Here is a 15,041-nt window from a genome sequence, read left to right as displayed (position 1 = left end):
GGCTCGTCAACATCAGGTTGAACGCATGAACGTGTGGGTCAAAGTCCGCAAAGTCATGCTGCAACATTTTTCCGAAGCGCGCTGGTACACTATTGTACTGGCGCTTTTGTTTTACGCCATTACCAGTTGGTTATTACTGCTCGTTGCGAACGAAACAGCCCTGCTCTCCCTGAGCGAATTTGTTTATTGGCTGGCTGTTACCGGTTCGACAGTGGGCTACGGCGATTTGTCGCCCACCACACCGGCAGGGAAAATGATCGTTGCGTTTTACATCATTCCCTTGGGGCTGAGCATTTTTGCACTGGTGGTCGGACGGATTGCTGGCTGGGTAACGCGCCAATGGCAACGAGGAGTTCTCGGTTTGAAAACACTAACGGTAAATGATCACATTTTAGTCATCGGCTGGAACGAAGCCCGCACATTACAGTTGCTCAAACTGCTATTGCAGGAGCGCGCCGACTCATCGGATAAACCCGATATCGTTCTGTGCGTGCGCGCCGAAATCACAAACCCCCTTCCCGGCGATATTGAATTTGTTAAAGTGACCTCGTTTAACGATGACGACCACATGGAGCGAGCTGGAGTGAAAGACGCTCGAACCATTATTATCGACAATCCTCTTGACGACGTAACAATGACAACCGCGTTATACTGTTCACATCAAAACACCACAGCACACATTGTTGCCTATTTTCAGGATGAGAGCTTATCCAAGCTATTGGTAAAACATTGCCCCAACGTTGAGTGTACACCCAGTGTAGCCGTTGAAATGTTGGCAAAATCTGCCTTTGACCCGGGTTCCAGTGTGTTACACCACGATTTATTGGATGTTCAGGAAGGACAAGCACAGTACTCCGTGTTGATCCCAAACGATATCAACAGCCTGCCTATCAGCGCGTTATTTAGTAATTTTAAAACACACTATGATGCGATATTGATTGGCTACGCCCCCAAAGGCGATTACCGGCTTATGCGCGTTAATCCACCGCTGTCGGATACAGTGCAAGGCGGTGACAAGTTATTTTACATTGCGGAACATCGCGTGAATAACATCGATTGGTCGCGTTTAGCTCACAAGGAGGCTCGTGATGTTTAAAAAATGGTTTGGCGAAAAGCCTGCACAGCCCCCCAAAGCACCGGAAATCATGGGTCTGTATCTGGGAGGATCATTTGAGTTGGATGAACTCAAGTTGCGTCTAATTGTGCCACAACTCACCATCGAGAATCCGGCCAGTAAGCACATCATTCAGGCCGTGGGAGAAGCGGAGCTAGACAGTGGTGGAAAGATGTTACGCTTCTACACAGACGATGACGCATTTCTGCAGGTGATCCTTGACGGCGGGGAGACCGAATCGCACATTACTGACGTCAAACTCTGGTACTTTTACGACACCAAAACGGTGGGCGATGAAGCGCAGTGGCAGGCACAACTCAACGGTGGTATCTCGCAGCCGGTTTTTGATCTTGATGGCACTTCATTTCATCGCGTGTGGGAAGCCGTCGGAGAAACATCACCTCCCGTGGCCGTGACGGAAAAAACCTATGAAGAAGATGGTGACACTAGCAGCACAGATCAGTTTATGATGCTCTACGAGCGTGAAATCAACGCCGATATGACAGAATCGTTGTTGGTTTCCGGAGAGGAAAAAGTGGTTGGCTATAACGCTGACCGCTGTGTTGTGTATAGCACTGGGTTTGATATTCAGCCCAGCGACATTAAGATAAATGGCTAAACGCCGATTATAAGGAACTCAAATGGACGCACTATTGACTTCAATTTCGGGACTGGACAACTTTGCCGTGTACTTTGCGCTGAGCATTGTGTTCTTATTCGTGTTCAAAATTGTTTATGCTTTTGTCACGCCGCACGATGAGTGGAAACTGGTCAAAGAGCAAAAAAGCGTTGCAGCAGCGGCCGGATTTGGCGGCGCGATGGTGGGTTTTGCGATTGCCCTCAGTGGCGCTGTTGCCAACTCGCAATCGTTGATTGATTTTGCCGTATGGGGAGTGGTTGCCATCGTCGCGCAAGCATTGGCTTTTGCTATTTTACGCTTCACCTTTATGCCTAAAATTGCTGAGCGCATCAATAATAATGAAGTGTCTGCCGGCGTGATGTTAGCTGCAGTTTCAATTGCGGTGGGCTTGCTTAACGCGGCCTGCATGACCTATTAGGAGGCGCTGCTATGACAGTTCGTAAACGCACAGCGTCAATTAATCTCGCGCGTATGCGCAAAAGTTTTGCGCTAAAACCGCTGGCCATTGGCATTGCCGGTGTTTTTCTGACCGGCTGTGGAGAAGAGCGCAAAGAAGGCATTATTTACACCTCATTGCAGGAGTGCCTGAACGATAACCCGGCTTCCGCCGCTGAGACCTGTCGCAGTGCCTTTCAGGAAGCACAGGATGAAGCACTGAGAACCGGCCCCAAATTCAGCTCTGAGTACGATTGCGAGTACGAATTTGGCCCGAACCAATGTCGCACGGTCAATACCTCAAGCGGTTCGTTTTTTATGCCATTTATGGCGGGCTACATGGTCAGTAGTTTATTATCGCCTTCACGCTATTACTCACAACCCATGTTTACCTCCTACTCACGCCACTCACCTTTCCGCTCCCGCTGGGTTATGGCTGACGGCTATGTGTTTGACGGCGACATCCGCAATCGTAAGTATCGCGTTAGAGACTCAACCTTAGCCAAAAAACCGGAAGTCAATCGCACCATTAAGCGCGGTGGGTTTGGCAGTAGTGTCCGCGCTAAATCGAGCTGGGGCACTTCGTCGCGCAAATCTGGCTGGGGCGGCTAATTTGCTGCGACTGCCCATTGCGGAAAGAAAGCATTGGCGCCAACGCGCCAGTGAATTCGGTTTTCACTTCCATACAATGCATGGTGAGCCTTATTGGGACGAAACCGCCTACTACCAGTTTACGTTAACGCAAATAGAGCAACATCTGGAAGATCCAACTGCAGAGCTTCATGCGATGTGTTTAGATGCTGTCGAACAGGTAGTCAACAGCGAAGAGCTGCTGGCAAAATTCAAAATACCGCCGGCATTTTGGGACAGTGTGCATCGCAGTTGGCAACAACGTGAACCGTCGTTATATTCCCGTCTGGATTTGATTTACGATGGTGCCTCTCCGGCAAAATTATTAGAAAACAATGCTGATACGCCAACATCCTTGTATGAAAGCGGATTCTGGCAGTGGCTGTGGCTGGAAGACAATGTGAACAATGGCCGCCTTTCTCGTGCTGCCGATCAATTCAACTCTCTGCAAGAAAAGCTCATCAACCGATTCGCTGAGATCCGCCAGTATTATCAGATGCCTTCAGATGCACAAATGCATTTTAGCTGCTGTAAAGACACGGATGAAGATCGCGGCACGGTGCAATATCTTCAAGATTGCGCCAGCGAAGCACACATCAATAATGGGTTTGTGTACATTGAAGATATTGGTATTGCCGATACAGGCGTTTTTACTGACCTCAATGATGAGCCTTTGCAGTGGTGTTTCAAACTGTATCCCTGGGAGTTTATGCTGCGCGAATCCTTTTCCGATGCATTATTAACTTCACCCACGCAATGGGTTGAACCGCTATGGAAAAGCGTATTGTCGAACAAGGCATTGTTGCCGTTATTGTGGAAGATGTTTCCCAGTCATCCCAACTTGTTACCGGCGTTTTTTGCCGATGAAACGCACAAAATCAGCCAAGCTGACGTGAAGAAATGGGTTTACAAGCCCTTGTTCTCACGCGAAGGCGCAAACATTCGCGTCGTTGAAAACGGGCAAACTTTACTCGATACCGGTGGCCCGTATGGCGAAGAAGGCAGTATTGTACAGGCCTTTCATCAGTTACCTAAATTTGAACAAAACTACACGCTCATCGGATCCTGGTTGGTTGACGACCAACCGGCTGGCATCTCAATTCGTGAAGATCACTCTGCGGTTACGGAAGACCTCTCACGTTATCTCCCCCACGTGATTTTGTAGGGCAACCGTATGAACTGGCAACCGATCAAGGCGCAGTGGCGTTGGTTAGTAGGGATAACGCTCGTTTTAGTTATTTTGGAAATGATTAACCTGCTGACAGGGCGCGCACTCAATAGCTTTGGGCTGATTCCACGTCAAATGCATTCTTTGCCGATGATGTTTTCCAGCCCATTCTTACATGGTAGTCCACAGCATTTATTCGCCAATTTAACCGTGTTGTGGTTGTTCGTTGCGTTAATGGGTTTTCAAGGACAGCGCCGCTTTGTGTGGATCACATTGTGGCTCATTTTGTTTACTGGAACGATGGTGTGGCTGTTTGGACGCTTTGCTGTTCATGTCGGGGCGAGTGGTCTTATCTATGGTTACTTTGGTTTTCTCGTGTTGGCAGGTTGGCGCAGCAAGCGTAAACGCATGCTGCTGATTTCTCTCGCCATCGCATTAGTTTATGGCACCATGATTTTTGGGGCGCTTCCTCAAGCGGGGTTTGTTTCCTGGGAGTCTCACTTTTTCGGTTTCATTGGTGGCCTTATCGCGGCATGGTATTGGGCAAAATGATACTGCGCGATGCGATTAGCTTAGGTATACTGGCGCTCTCTTTTTCGGGCAGTATTGAAGAGGCCCTTTATTCATGACAGACAACAACGCATCACCCTCATCGACGCCACCCGCGCAACAGAATGGCGGTTTTTTTGGTAACTTAATTTTTAATATTATTATTCCTGTTGTGATCATGAGCTATGGCGCATCTGAGGAATATCTTGGACCTGCATGGAGCATTGTTGCTGCGCTGAGCTTTCCAATCGGTTACGGTCTTTGGGACTTGAAACAGTCAGGTAAGGTCAACGCATTTTCTGTTTTAGGGATTGTTAGCGTCATGCTGACAGGTGGGTTTAGCCTCCTAAAACTACCCGCCGAATACATTGCCATCAAAGAAGCGGCCATTCCTGCGATTATTGGCCTTGCCGTTATCATTACCCAGTATACGCACAAGCCGCTGGTCAAAATTCTGGTATTGAATGAACAGATTATAAACTGGCCGCATTTAAATGCGGTGTTAGCGGAAAAAGGCCGTACAAAGTTGTTTGATCGGAAGGTGGCTGTCAGCTCGTATATTGTGGCGAGTTCATTTTTTCTGTCGGCGGCGCTAAATTACATCTTGGCTAAAGTGATACTGGTTAGCCCACCGGGAACAACCGAATACACCGAAGAGCTAGGCCGAATGACGGCGCTCAGCTACCCAGTTATTGTGATCCCTAGCATGATTTTGTTGATTACTGCACTGTGGTATTTGTTCAGTCAAATCAAAAAGATTACCGGTGAAGATATTGAGGACTTTCTAAACCAATAAACTGCGCTCAGGAGCGACCATCATGATCAGGGCAAGTGGTATCGTCAAGCACTACACATTGCCCGATGGGCGTTCTCGGCCCGTCATTGAAGGGGCAGACTTTTCGCTACACCAAGGTCAAAGCGCGTCAATTCAGGGCCCCTCCGGATGTGGGAAATCCACTTTCTTATACCTACTCGCGGGTCTGGCTCCGTGTGACGGCGGAACCATTCAGGTTGCTGACCTGAATGTCAGTACGCTGTCTGAATCTCAAAGCGACCAGTTTCGACGTCAGCACATCGGCATTGTTTTCCAGCAGTTTCATCTCATTGACTGTTTAAGCGCCCACGACAATATTCTCTTCACAGCCAGATTGGCTGGTGCTGTCGATCCCGTTCACATCAAGCATCTCGTCAACACACTGGGTCTCAGCGAACTTGTCGATAAACCGATACAACAACTCTCTGGCGGAGAACAACAGCGTGTTGCTCTAGCACGGGCGCTAGCGCACAAACCCAACGTAGTGCTGGCTGATGAACCCACAGGCAACCTGGATGAAGATACCAGCCAGATCGTTAGTCATATGCTCTACAGCACGTGCAGAGCGTTAAATACTACCCTAATCGTGGTGACCCACAGTGCGCACGTAGCCCAACTCGCCGACGTTCAGTGGACAATGCAACAAGGTCGCTTGTACCGTGTAAACCGCGACAGTCAAGACGAGTAGCCAAGCATGGTTGCGGTCATCCTTTCCCTACTACGCAAACAGGCCAAACACGACGCGCTGCAAGTCATCTGGGTGATTTTGGCAATCATGTTAGGCTGTGCTGGGTTATCATCAGTATTGATCTTGAATGATGCTGCGCGTAGCGATTATCAGAATGTGGCTTCACACCCCCTCGCCAAACTGGTTCAGCAGCAGCCGTCACTGTCCATCCTAGGCGAAATCAGCAAAACGGCACTCCCTCTCACACGGGACGACTATCACCTACTGCGAATGCGTGGCCTGACTCACGCCATCGCGTTGTCGAAAACAACGCTTCCGGTGTCGAGCGACAGCAACGCCAGTGCGGTGACTTTGTATGGTATTGACGCACCGGCTTTAGCCAGCCTTGTTCAGCCACAGCGTCTTGGCGCGTTAGATCCGCTCGGCCTTCTAACCAGCGGCGTCGCCACTCACCGAGACGTAATCCTCGCCATTGAGCACTACGCTTATGCCAATACCAACGCCGAGGTTACACCGCTGCAAATCATCGAAAACAGTCATCCGCAGACTCGCGACGCTCAGCCGATGGGTCTGCTCGATATGCACGCGTATTTTGCCTTGTTTCAGGCCAACAGCGTAGAAGTGCCACTGCGTGTTGTACTGGTGTCGTTTGACATGCAATCTGCGGCACAAGACACGTTAATCCGGCAGGTAAAAGCGCAACTGCCGCCTGACTATCAGTTAACCGAGTGGAGTGCTCCGATTGACGCCGTTGCCGTGACACAGAGTTTTCATCTCAACCTACTGGCGATGGCCATGGTCATGTTTGTGGTGTGTCTGTTTATTGTCATCAATGCACTCAATCTACTGATAGCGGGCCGACTCACCCTCTATCGAACCTTGCGCCAATTGGGCGTAGGACGCTTAGTTTTAGTTAAATGTACGTTAATTGAGTTACTCGTTTATTGCTTGATCGCCACCACTATCGGGGTCATTGCTGGTCACTTCATTGCGGTGCTGTTAGCGCCGACACTGTCTCTTACGTTGGCGGGATTATTCAATATCGATATCGGTCTAACCCAAATCGACGGTTTACCCCTGTTTCTGCCGGTGCTGCTTGTCACTCTGCTCGCCACAGCAGCGAGCGCGATAATGCCGCTGCGCCAACTGACTCAACATTTGTCTCGCCGGCAATATTTCAGCGAGTCAACGTTTAACGGCACATCAACTCGCGCCAATCGACCACACTTACTGCTTTTTACAGCGCTGGTGCTCGCTGCCGTCACATTCACTCTGGTGATGATGGGCCAGTCTTTGCCCGTTGTTTTTGTGGCAATTGCCAGCTTGTTGTTAACTGGCATCGTCAGTTTGTTTTGGCTATATCCTCGCGTACTAACCAGACTGCAGAAATGTACTCGCTCGTGTCATCCTCTGATGCAGTGGAGTGTGGCGCATGCACGACAAATAGGCTTTAAAACCAAGTTGGCGAGCGCTGCATTCTTCATCGCTTTAGCCACACACATCGGCATGAACTTAATGGTCGACAGTTTTCGCACAGCAACCCTGCATTGGCTCGACTCACGCCTGGTGGCCAGCGACTACGTGTACGGCGACAAAGACAGCTTGGTCGAACTGCATCGCTACTTAAGCCAACAAAACCGTGACAGTATATTGCGTTATCGCGTGGAGGCCGAGATCACGCCCTCCCCTTTGCCACAGAGTTCACAACAATCTGGCCCGATCCGGGTTTACTCTTATCCCACCAACGCTGAATACCGTCGCGCGTTAGCTGATAGCGCATTAACCGATGAAAACTGGGCATTATTTGAATCTGGCCAAGGACTATTGGTTAATCAACAGTATGCTATTCGCAGCCAGTTGAATGCTGGTGACGACGTTGTCGTGACCATTAATGAGGTATCAACGACGTTTCGAATCGCCGGTATCTACATGGATTATGGCAATCCTTTTGCTCAAGCCATGTTGCCATTAAGCGCATTCGTCTCTTCGCAGTCAGCAGCCAGTGGGCTGATACGGCTGGCTGAAGCAGATATCAGTGTCATGGCCACTGCGCTCAGCGGAACCGATATTCAACTGCCTGACACCGTGACTCACTACAGCCGCGATGAAATCCTTGCACTCAGTTTACAGGCTTTTGATCGCACCTTTGTGATCACTCACGCACTCAACATTGTTACCTTATTGGTCGCGGTATTCTCGTTAACCACATCTATCTTGCTGCTTGAGCGCGATAATCGCCATGTCAGCGGTCTTTTGCGTAGCCTGGGTGTGCGGCAATGGCAGTTAACGGCGAGTTTATTTAGCCAGTATGGATTGCTGTGTGTGGTGACAGCCCTCTGGGCAACACCCTTTGGTGTCATACTGGCGTGGCTTTTAACCCATAAAGTTAACCTGTTTGCGTTCCAATGGCAGTTTCCCCTCGTGCTCTCTGCCAGCCAAATCGCACAAGCCATTGTCATCAGCTTAGCCATTGTTTGTCTGCTATCGTTAGTGCCTATTTTGCGTGGTCAGCGCTATTCCATCAGAGAGAGGCTCCAGTGCAACGATTGATTAGAATTTTTTCCGTCTGTTTACTCGCTGTGCTCGCGGGGTGCTCGCCCGCGCCCGAAACACACACGGAGGACACGGAGGACGTTGCTTTGTTCGGTGGTTTAACCGCGTCGGACAAACTCTCGTCACCCCTTGCACAAGTTACGAAAGGCGTACGCCTGCACTTTCCCGCAGACCATCAAGCCCATCCCGACTTTGCTATTGAATGGTGGTATTTCACAGCGAATCTTGTTGATGCTGACAATCCCAAACGTCATTACAGCCTCCAATACACCTTGTTCCGTTTCAACACCGGTGATGCAGTATCCAACGCATGGTCAGATGGCCAGATATTTATGGCGCATGCTGCGTTACACAATGCCGAGCAACATTGGTTTGAAGAGCGTTTTGCGCGCGCCGGTGCTGCAGGCGTTTTCCAACAACCGTTCAGTATTCGGCTAGATGATTGGTTATGGCGTGCAGAAGGAGATTCGCTGCTCCCCGCTGAGCTGAATTTGGCTTGGGCAGATGTTTCGGTAAACCTCACACTAAGCTCACATGGGCCCTTGGTGTTACATGGTGAGAAAGGTTACAGTGAAAAGTCTGCCAACGGCAGCCATGCTTCCTACTACTATAGTCAGCCCTTTATTCAGGTGAGCGGAACAGCGCAAATTGCTGGAGAACCAGTCTCTTTGTCCGGACAGGGATGGTACGACCATGAGTGGACGTCACAATTATTGGATGAAAATACGCTAGGCTGGGACTGGTTTTCAATACACTTAGAGGACGGGAGAAAACTGATGGCGTTTCGCATGCAGTTACGCAATCAGTTAGACCATGTAACGGGCACTTTAGTCAGTGCCGAGGGTGAGACACGCACCTTAGCGCCCTCGTCGATAACGTTGACTCCGACTACGTACAGCGAAGGACCGTCTTCAAACCGTTATCCCAGCGAATGGCGCATTCACATTCCAGAACACGGCATCGATATCAGCACGCAACCGATGAAAGATGATCAATGGAATCGTGGACGCTTTAGTTACTACGAGGGTGCCATTCGTGTTTCTGGCACCCATAACGGCGTCGGGTTTATGGAGCTTACCGGTTACTGATGGCAGGCGTGTTGGAAGTGTCGTTGGGTACGCTTGTGCCCAACAATTCGAATAGCTTGTGCGCAATGTCGGTATTGTCCTGAGCCCCACGAAACTGCTCATAACCTTGCCCAATGGCAAACACGTCGACATCCACTCCAGTATGACCAGAGGTTGTCCAGCCGGTGTTCGTGCGCGCATCCACCAGCGCTTTTATAGGCTTTTCCTGTTCGCGTACATCGATAGACAAATCAATCGCGTTGATCGTCGCCCGCTCTGTCTCATTCAAGCTAAACCCTAGACCGGCTTCTACAACGGCAACGCGGTCCTCGGAGTCAGCCATGTCCTTAACAATCGTTGATATTGACGACTGCATGTTGTGCAGCCATTCAGGACTCCAGCGATATTCGCCGTGCGCACCAATCGTCAAACCCCCAGTGCTGTGGTCAGCCGTTAGAACGACCAGAGTGTCAGGGTGAGCAACAACGTACTCTTTCAGATAGGTCATCGTTTGTGCCAAATCATGCATCTCTGCCATGGCCGAACCAATATCGTTGCCATGACCGGCCCAGTCTACCTGACTCGCTTCAACGAGCAGAAAAAACCCCTCGGGGTTTTCAAGATGTTTGATCGCATGGCGAGTGAGGTGTTCCAAACGATTATCACGAGAATCATCCAGCACCCATGGCAACCCAACCGGCGCAAACAACCCTAACACGCGAGCAGACTGTTGCAGTGACGCTAAACCGTCATAGGTATCAACATACTGGTAACCTGCATCAATAAATTCACCGGTAATATTGCGGTCATCACGCTCAAAATAGGATTGCCCCCCACCCAGCATTACATCGACTAGAAAGTCGCCGTTAAGTTTGTCATCAAAGAAGCTGTCGGCTATCTGATTATAATTGCGACGGCTTTCATTGGCGACAACGTAGGCTGCCGGTGTGGCATGCACGATTTGTGAAGTAACGGCCAAACCCGTTTTCTTGCCATTTAACTTCGCTTGATGCAGCACCGTTTTCACCGGCTGTTTATTCACATCAACGCCGATAGCGCCGTTGTAGCTTTTGACACCGGCCGCAAGCGCTGTGGCACTGGCGGCGGAGTCTGTCACGTAGCCTGAAACCTGATCCGGATACGTGCTGGCCGTACCCACCAGCATGTCATCAAAAATCACAGTTTCCACTCGTTTGGTTTGAGGATCGTCTCGGAAGTTGCGATAGGCAGTGACGTAAGCGGGGCCCATGCCATCGGCCACCACCATGATGATATTCTTGGGGTTATTGGGTGCAACACGAATGGGCGTTGGCTTATCCGGAGAGGCTGCAGTATGACTGCAACCCGCCATGATTAAACTAAGGGTTGCCGCTACGCCAATGCGCGTGAACAGTCGAAGGCGATCCATGTGGTTTTCCTGTATCCAAAATCGCCTTGATTGTAAATCAGCAGCGTGGTGAGGGGAACGCTAATTATCGAGAATTTCGCGCATTCGCTCTTGAACCACATCAACCAGAAGGTCAGGTTGAAACTTGGAGATGAAGCGATTACAGCCGACTTTTTTCACCATGGCTTCATTGAAGCTGCCACTCAGTGATGTGTTCAGCGCTATAAAAAGGTCGCTCATTCGCGGATCTTCACGCACTTCCGCCGTGAGCCGGTAGCCATCCATCTCTGGCATTTCCGCATCAGTGAACATCATGAGAATTTCATCCGTGACCTTTTTACCGTCGTCAGCCCACTGCCTAAGTCGTTTTAAGGCTTTTAAACCATCATTTTCTTCGAGCACGTTAATGCCCAGTTGAGCCAACGTATCTCTGATTTGCTTACGTGCGGTACCACTGTCATCAACAATCAGTACAGTTTGCCCTTTAAGGTGTTCAACCACATTGTGATCAAGCGCCTCTTCGGAGATTTGAATGTCGTAGTCAATAATCTCGGCCAGCACTTTTTCTACATCAATGATTTCAACCAACTCAGACTTTCCGTTCACGTCAATTTGCGTGATGGCGGTGAGATAGTTGGCTTTGCCGATTGTACTGGGCGGTGGCTGAATATTACTCCATGACGTGTTCACAATGTTCAACACATCGCCAATCAGGAAGCCTTGCACACTGCGATTATATTCGGTAATGATGACGTTAACATGTTGTTTTTTCGCCGCATCCCCTTTTAGGGCAGGCATCTTTATCGATTGGCGCAAGTCAATGATGGGGATCGAGGAGCCGCGATAGTTGGTGACCCCTTTCAAATTTTTATGCGAGCCCGGCATCTGACTGACTCTGGGCACCGTAATCACTTCTTTAACTTTAAACACATTGATGGCGAAGACATGTCGTGTGCCTAACTTAAACATCAACAGCTCTAGCCGATTCTCGCCGACTAACTGCGTGCGCTGATCAACTGACGCCAAAATGCTGGACATGCTTTCTCACTGAATGCTTGTAATCTCCTTTGAATAATAGACATAGACGTCGGCATTGACAACGGATGTTAATAATCCACACCTCGAACATTCACAAAATTTATATCGAAGATGATAAATATACTGTTTAGTTATTGGAGAGTATTGCATAGGATGTTCCCACACCTAGCAAAAACCCTACACCAAAACGTAAGGAGAGCATCATGGCTCAATATCAACAAGACATCGATAATATCGCCAAACTTAAAGACAGCTACAAAGGTACATGGAACAATATCAGCCCTGATTTTGCGGCACGAATGAAAGTACAGAACCGTTTCAAAACCGGTCTGGACATCGCTAAGTACACCGCAGCTATTATGCGCAAAGACATGGCTGAGTATGATGCAGACTCCAGCCAGTACACGCAATCCTTAGGTTGCTGGCACGGTTTTATCGGCCAACAAAAGATGTTGGCGGTCAAGAAGCATCAAGGCACCACAAATAAAAGCTACTTGTACCTGTCGGGTTGGATGGTCGCTGCGTTGCGTTCAGAGTTTGGCCCACTACCCGATCAGTCGATGCATGAAAAAACGTCAGTATCTTCTCTGATTGCTGAACTCTACACGTTTCTACGTCAAGCCGATGCGCGTGAGCTTGGCGATTTGTTTCATCAGCTTGATGATGCAAAAGCGAATGGCGGTGACGTTGCCGCCATTCAGGAAAAAATTGATAATTATGAAACGCATGTGGTTCCGATTATCGCTGACATCGATGCAGGCTTCGGGAATGAAGAAGCAACGTATTTATTAGCGAAACAAATGATTGAAGCGGGCGCTTGCTGTATACAAATTGAAAATCAGGTGTCTGATGCGAAGCAGTGTGGTCACCAAGACGGCAAAGTCACGGTTCCTCATGAAGACTTTCTCGCCAAGATCAACGCGGTACGCTACGCGTTTCTTGAACTAGGCGTTGATGAAGGGGTTATTGTCGCGCGTACCGATAGTTTAGGCGCAGGCCTGACTCAGAAAATTCCAGTATCGACCAGCGCAGGTGATTTAGCGGCACAGTACAACGCGTTCTTAGACACATCTCCCGTTGCATCGGCGGATGATTTAAATGACGGTGAACTGGTGATAAAGCAGAATGGGCAGCTTGTGAAGCCTGTGCGTCTTCCGAATGGTCTGTTCAAGTTTAAGGCGAACACAGGTTTTGACCGTGTTGTGCTTGATTGTGTGACCTCTTTGCAACACGGTGCTGACTTATTGTGGATTGAGACCGAAAAACCACACGTACGCCAAATTGCAGATATGGTTGACGCGATCCGTCAGGAAGTACCGAATGCCAAACTGGTTTACAACAACTCGCCGTCGTTTAACTGGACGCTCAATTTCCGTCAGCAGGTGTTTGATGCATGGCAGGAAGCGGGTAAAGATGTCAGTGCGTATCAACGTGATAAACTCATGAGCGTTGATTATGATGAGACTGAGTTGGCGCGAGAAGCGGACGCGAAGATCCAATCGTTCCAGGCAGATGCTGCACGTGAGGCGGGTATCTTCCATCACCTGATTACACTACCAACGTATCATACAGCGGCCTTGTCCACGGATAACCTGGCAAAAGGCTACTTTGGCGAAGAAGGTATGCTGGCTTATGTACGTGGTGTTCAGCGTAAAGAGCTACGTGAAGGGTTAGCCTGTGTTAAACACCAGGCCATGGCGGGTTCTGATTTAGGCGATACTCACAAGGAGTATTTCTCTGGCGAACAAGCACTGAAAGCCAGTGGTGAAGATAACACCATGAATCAGTTCGACGTGTAAATCGCACCAAATTACACACCTGTTCCAACCGGCCCCTGAGCGCTGATTTAGGCTCAGGGGTTTTTTTAACCTCCCTTTCAATGCCCTCGATTATGGTTATAATCATGTAACCGAATGGTATTACTCACGGTCATTACAAATATGAATATAGCGAAAGTCGATTTGAACCTGCTTGTGTATTTAGATGTGCTGCTGCGCGAGGGAAGTGTCACTAAAGCAGCCAATCAACTCAGTATCACACAACCGGCGATGAGCAATGGTTTGAAGCGCTTACGCGATTTGTTCAAAGATCCACTGCTGGTGCGAACCAGTGATGGAATGACACCCACAAAGCGCGCGATGGAATTGCAGCCTGTTATCCGAGACGTGTTAGGGCGGTTGGAAAGTTCTATTCAACCCGAAACCGATTTTGACCCTAAAACCAGCGACCGTACCTTTCGGATCATGACCTCTGATTACGCTGAATCGACACTTTTACTGGAGTTAGTCGGTCGCCTGTCAGAGCAAGCTCCGAATATTACGCTCGACTTGATCACCCCCAGTGATGTCACGTTTTATGATGTTGAGCAAGGCAAAGTGGACATGGCGATCAACCGCTTTGAGGAACTTCCCTTGTCGTTTCATCAAAAGGTGATTTGGTATGACACATTTTCCTGTGCAATCAGCAGCAAGAATCCACATAAACACAAATTTGACCTGAATGCTTATTTAAGTGGTCAGCACATCTGGGTGAGTAAAACCGGGTTTGGTGTCGGTGTTGGTATCGACCCAAATGAAGTACAAAAACTCGGGTGGGTCGACGCTGAATTAACTAAACTGGGCAAACAGCGTGATATTCGTGTATTTACACGCCATTACCATGCCGCCTTACAGATGGCAAAAACGCAAAATCTGATCGCGACATTACCCAGTCGCGCCGCCAAGATTTTTGTTGATGACCCCGGCATTTCTATCGTTGAACCGCCGTTTGACATTCCCCCTATCGCGTTAAAAATGGCGTGGAGCGCGCTATTGCATCACGACGCCGGCCATATTTGGTTACGCCGGTTGATAGGCGATGTGGGTAACGATATTGCCAACTAACCACCATTCACCAAATTTATGTCAGCAATCGTAAGCATAAATCCGCATCGTAGGGCTTAATTCGCTACACTGATTG

The 15,041-nt window shown here is 49.2% G+C and carries 14 protein-coding genes; 12 read left to right on the top strand and 2 right to left on the bottom strand.

Translation table 11 applies throughout. From position 1 onward, the window contains the following. Positions 1 to 25 precede the first annotated feature (25 nt). The 10 genes from KIU71_RS04745 to KIU71_RS04700 all read left to right on the top strand — a co-directional run bounded on the left by KIU71_RS04745 (position 26) and on the right by KIU71_RS04700 (position 9,679). Positions 26 to 1,096 carry a potassium channel family protein gene (locus KIU71_RS04745; protein ID WP_214130028.1) on the top strand — a complete coding sequence of 357 codons (1,071 nt, stop codon included), beginning with the start codon at positions 26 to 28 and terminating at the stop codon, positions 1,094 to 1,096. Then, positions 1,089 to 1,733, top strand: a complete 645-nt coding sequence (locus tag KIU71_RS04740) for a YjfK family protein (RefSeq protein ID WP_214130027.1) — start codon at positions 1,089 to 1,091, stop codon at positions 1,731 to 1,733. Before KIU71_RS04745 ends, KIU71_RS04740 begins: the two co-directional genes overlap by 8 nt. Positions 1,734 to 1,755: 22 nt before the next feature. Next, positions 1,756 to 2,172, top strand: a complete 417-nt coding sequence (locus KIU71_RS04735; protein WP_214130026.1) for a DUF350 domain-containing protein — start codon at positions 1,756 to 1,758, stop codon at positions 2,170 to 2,172. 11 nt (positions 2,173 to 2,183) lie between these two features. Then, entirely contained in the window at positions 2,184 to 2,801 is a 618-nt protein-coding gene (locus tag KIU71_RS04730; protein WP_214130025.1) for a DUF1190 domain-containing protein, read from the top strand. Position 2,802: 1 nt separating this feature from the next. After that, the gene (locus tag KIU71_RS04725) at positions 2,803 to 3,984 is read left to right on the top strand and encodes a glutathionylspermidine synthase family protein (protein WP_214130162.1); all 1,182 of its coding nucleotides are present in this window, start codon (positions 2,803 to 2,805) and stop codon (positions 3,982 to 3,984) included. Between the two features lie 9 nt (positions 3,985 to 3,993). Then, positions 3,994 to 4,539: a rhomboid family intramembrane serine protease gene (locus KIU71_RS04720; protein ID WP_214130024.1), complete on the top strand. Its 546-nt coding sequence runs from the start codon at positions 3,994 to 3,996 to the stop codon at positions 4,537 to 4,539. A gap of 73 nt (positions 4,540 to 4,612) precedes the next feature. Next, positions 4,613 to 5,332: a VC0807 family protein gene (locus KIU71_RS04715; RefSeq protein WP_214130023.1), complete on the top strand. Its 720-nt coding sequence runs from the start codon at positions 4,613 to 4,615 to the stop codon at positions 5,330 to 5,332. A gap of 22 nt (positions 5,333 to 5,354) precedes the next feature. After that, on the top strand, positions 5,355 to 6,038 hold the full coding sequence (locus KIU71_RS04710; protein ID WP_214130022.1) for an ABC transporter ATP-binding protein: 684 nt from the start codon (positions 5,355 to 5,357) through the stop codon (positions 6,036 to 6,038). A 6-nt stretch (positions 6,039 to 6,044) separates the two neighbouring features. Then, the gene (locus KIU71_RS04705) at positions 6,045 to 8,588 is read left to right on the top strand and encodes an ABC transporter permease (protein WP_214130021.1); all 2,544 of its coding nucleotides are present in this window, start codon (positions 6,045 to 6,047) and stop codon (positions 8,586 to 8,588) included. After that, complete coding sequence (locus KIU71_RS04700) at positions 8,576 to 9,679, top strand: lipocalin-like domain-containing protein (protein ID WP_214130020.1); 1,104 nt, start codon at positions 8,576 to 8,578, stop codon at positions 9,677 to 9,679. The genes KIU71_RS04705 and KIU71_RS04700 overlap by 13 nt, the downstream gene beginning before the upstream one ends. On the opposite strand, the gene KIU71_RS04695 is transcribed toward KIU71_RS04700, so the two are convergent. Both KIU71_RS04695 and KIU71_RS04690 read right to left on the bottom strand, forming a co-directional pair. Further along, positions 9,666 to 11,066 carry an alkaline phosphatase gene (locus KIU71_RS04695; RefSeq protein ID WP_214130019.1) on the bottom strand — a complete coding sequence of 467 codons (1,401 nt, stop codon included), beginning with the start codon at positions 11,064 to 11,066 and terminating at the stop codon, positions 9,666 to 9,668. The genes KIU71_RS04700 and KIU71_RS04695 overlap by 14 nt on opposite strands. Before the next feature lie 60 nt (positions 11,067 to 11,126). Further along, positions 11,127 to 12,083, bottom strand: a complete 957-nt coding sequence (locus KIU71_RS04690; protein WP_214130018.1) for a chemotaxis protein CheV — start codon at positions 12,081 to 12,083, stop codon at positions 11,127 to 11,129. A 203-nt stretch (positions 12,084 to 12,286) separates the two neighbouring features. Here KIU71_RS04690 and KIU71_RS04685 point away from each other — a divergent pair, with 203 nt between their 5' ends. Together KIU71_RS04685 and KIU71_RS04680 are read left to right on the top strand one after the other, a co-directional pair. Continuing rightward, positions 12,287 to 13,882, top strand: coding sequence for an isocitrate lyase (locus KIU71_RS04685; RefSeq protein ID WP_214130017.1), 1,596 nt, complete (start codon positions 12,287 to 12,289; stop codon positions 13,880 to 13,882). 141 nt (positions 13,883 to 14,023) lie between these two features. Beyond that, the gene (locus KIU71_RS04680) at positions 14,024 to 14,965 is read left to right on the top strand and encodes a LysR family transcriptional regulator (protein WP_214130016.1); all 942 of its coding nucleotides are present in this window, start codon (positions 14,024 to 14,026) and stop codon (positions 14,963 to 14,965) included. The last annotated feature ends 76 nt before the right edge of the window (positions 14,966 to 15,041 follow it).

The sequence above is a fragment of the Alteromonas oceanisediminis genome, from assembly GCF_018474025.1.
Taxonomy (GTDB): Bacteria; Pseudomonadota; Gammaproteobacteria; order Enterobacterales; family Alteromonadaceae; genus Alteromonas_E; species Alteromonas_E oceanisediminis.
The sequence above is the reverse complement of the archived record's forward strand: the minus strand, read 5'-3'. Positions and strand labels throughout refer to the sequence as shown.

Bases quoted from the DNA above. Each gene is read 5' to 3' on its own strand.
- KIU71_RS04710 (WP_214130022.1), top strand. From the start codon at position 5,355: ATGATCAGGGCAAGTGGTATCGTCAAGCACTACACATTGCCCGATGGG.
- KIU71_RS04695 (WP_214130019.1), bottom strand. From the start codon at position 11,066: ATGGATCGCCTTCGACTGTTCACGCGCATTGGCGTAGCGGCAACCCTT.
- KIU71_RS04720 (WP_214130024.1), top strand. From the start codon at position 3,994: ATGAACTGGCAACCGATCAAGGCGCAGTGGCGTTGGTTAGTAGGGATA.
- KIU71_RS04705 (WP_214130021.1), top strand. From the start codon at position 6,045: ATGGTTGCGGTCATCCTTTCCCTACTACGCAAACAGGCCAAACACGAC.
- KIU71_RS04735 (WP_214130026.1), top strand. From the start codon at position 1,756: ATGGACGCACTATTGACTTCAATTTCGGGACTGGACAACTTTGCCGTG.
- KIU71_RS04715 (WP_214130023.1), top strand. From the start codon at position 4,613: ATGACAGACAACAACGCATCACCCTCATCGACGCCACCCGCGCAACAG.
- KIU71_RS04730 (WP_214130025.1), top strand. From the start codon at position 2,184: ATGACAGTTCGTAAACGCACAGCGTCAATTAATCTCGCGCGTATGCGC.
- KIU71_RS04680 (WP_214130016.1), top strand. From the start codon at position 14,024: ATGAATATAGCGAAAGTCGATTTGAACCTGCTTGTGTATTTAGATGTG.
- KIU71_RS04685 (WP_214130017.1), top strand. From the start codon at position 12,287: ATGGCTCAATATCAACAAGACATCGATAATATCGCCAAACTTAAAGAC.
- KIU71_RS04745 (WP_214130028.1), top strand. From the start codon at position 26: ATGAACGTGTGGGTCAAAGTCCGCAAAGTCATGCTGCAACATTTTTCC.
- KIU71_RS04690 (WP_214130018.1), bottom strand. From the start codon at position 12,083: ATGTCCAGCATTTTGGCGTCAGTTGATCAGCGCACGCAGTTAGTCGGC.
- KIU71_RS04740 (WP_214130027.1), top strand. From the start codon at position 1,089: ATGTTTAAAAAATGGTTTGGCGAAAAGCCTGCACAGCCCCCCAAAGCA.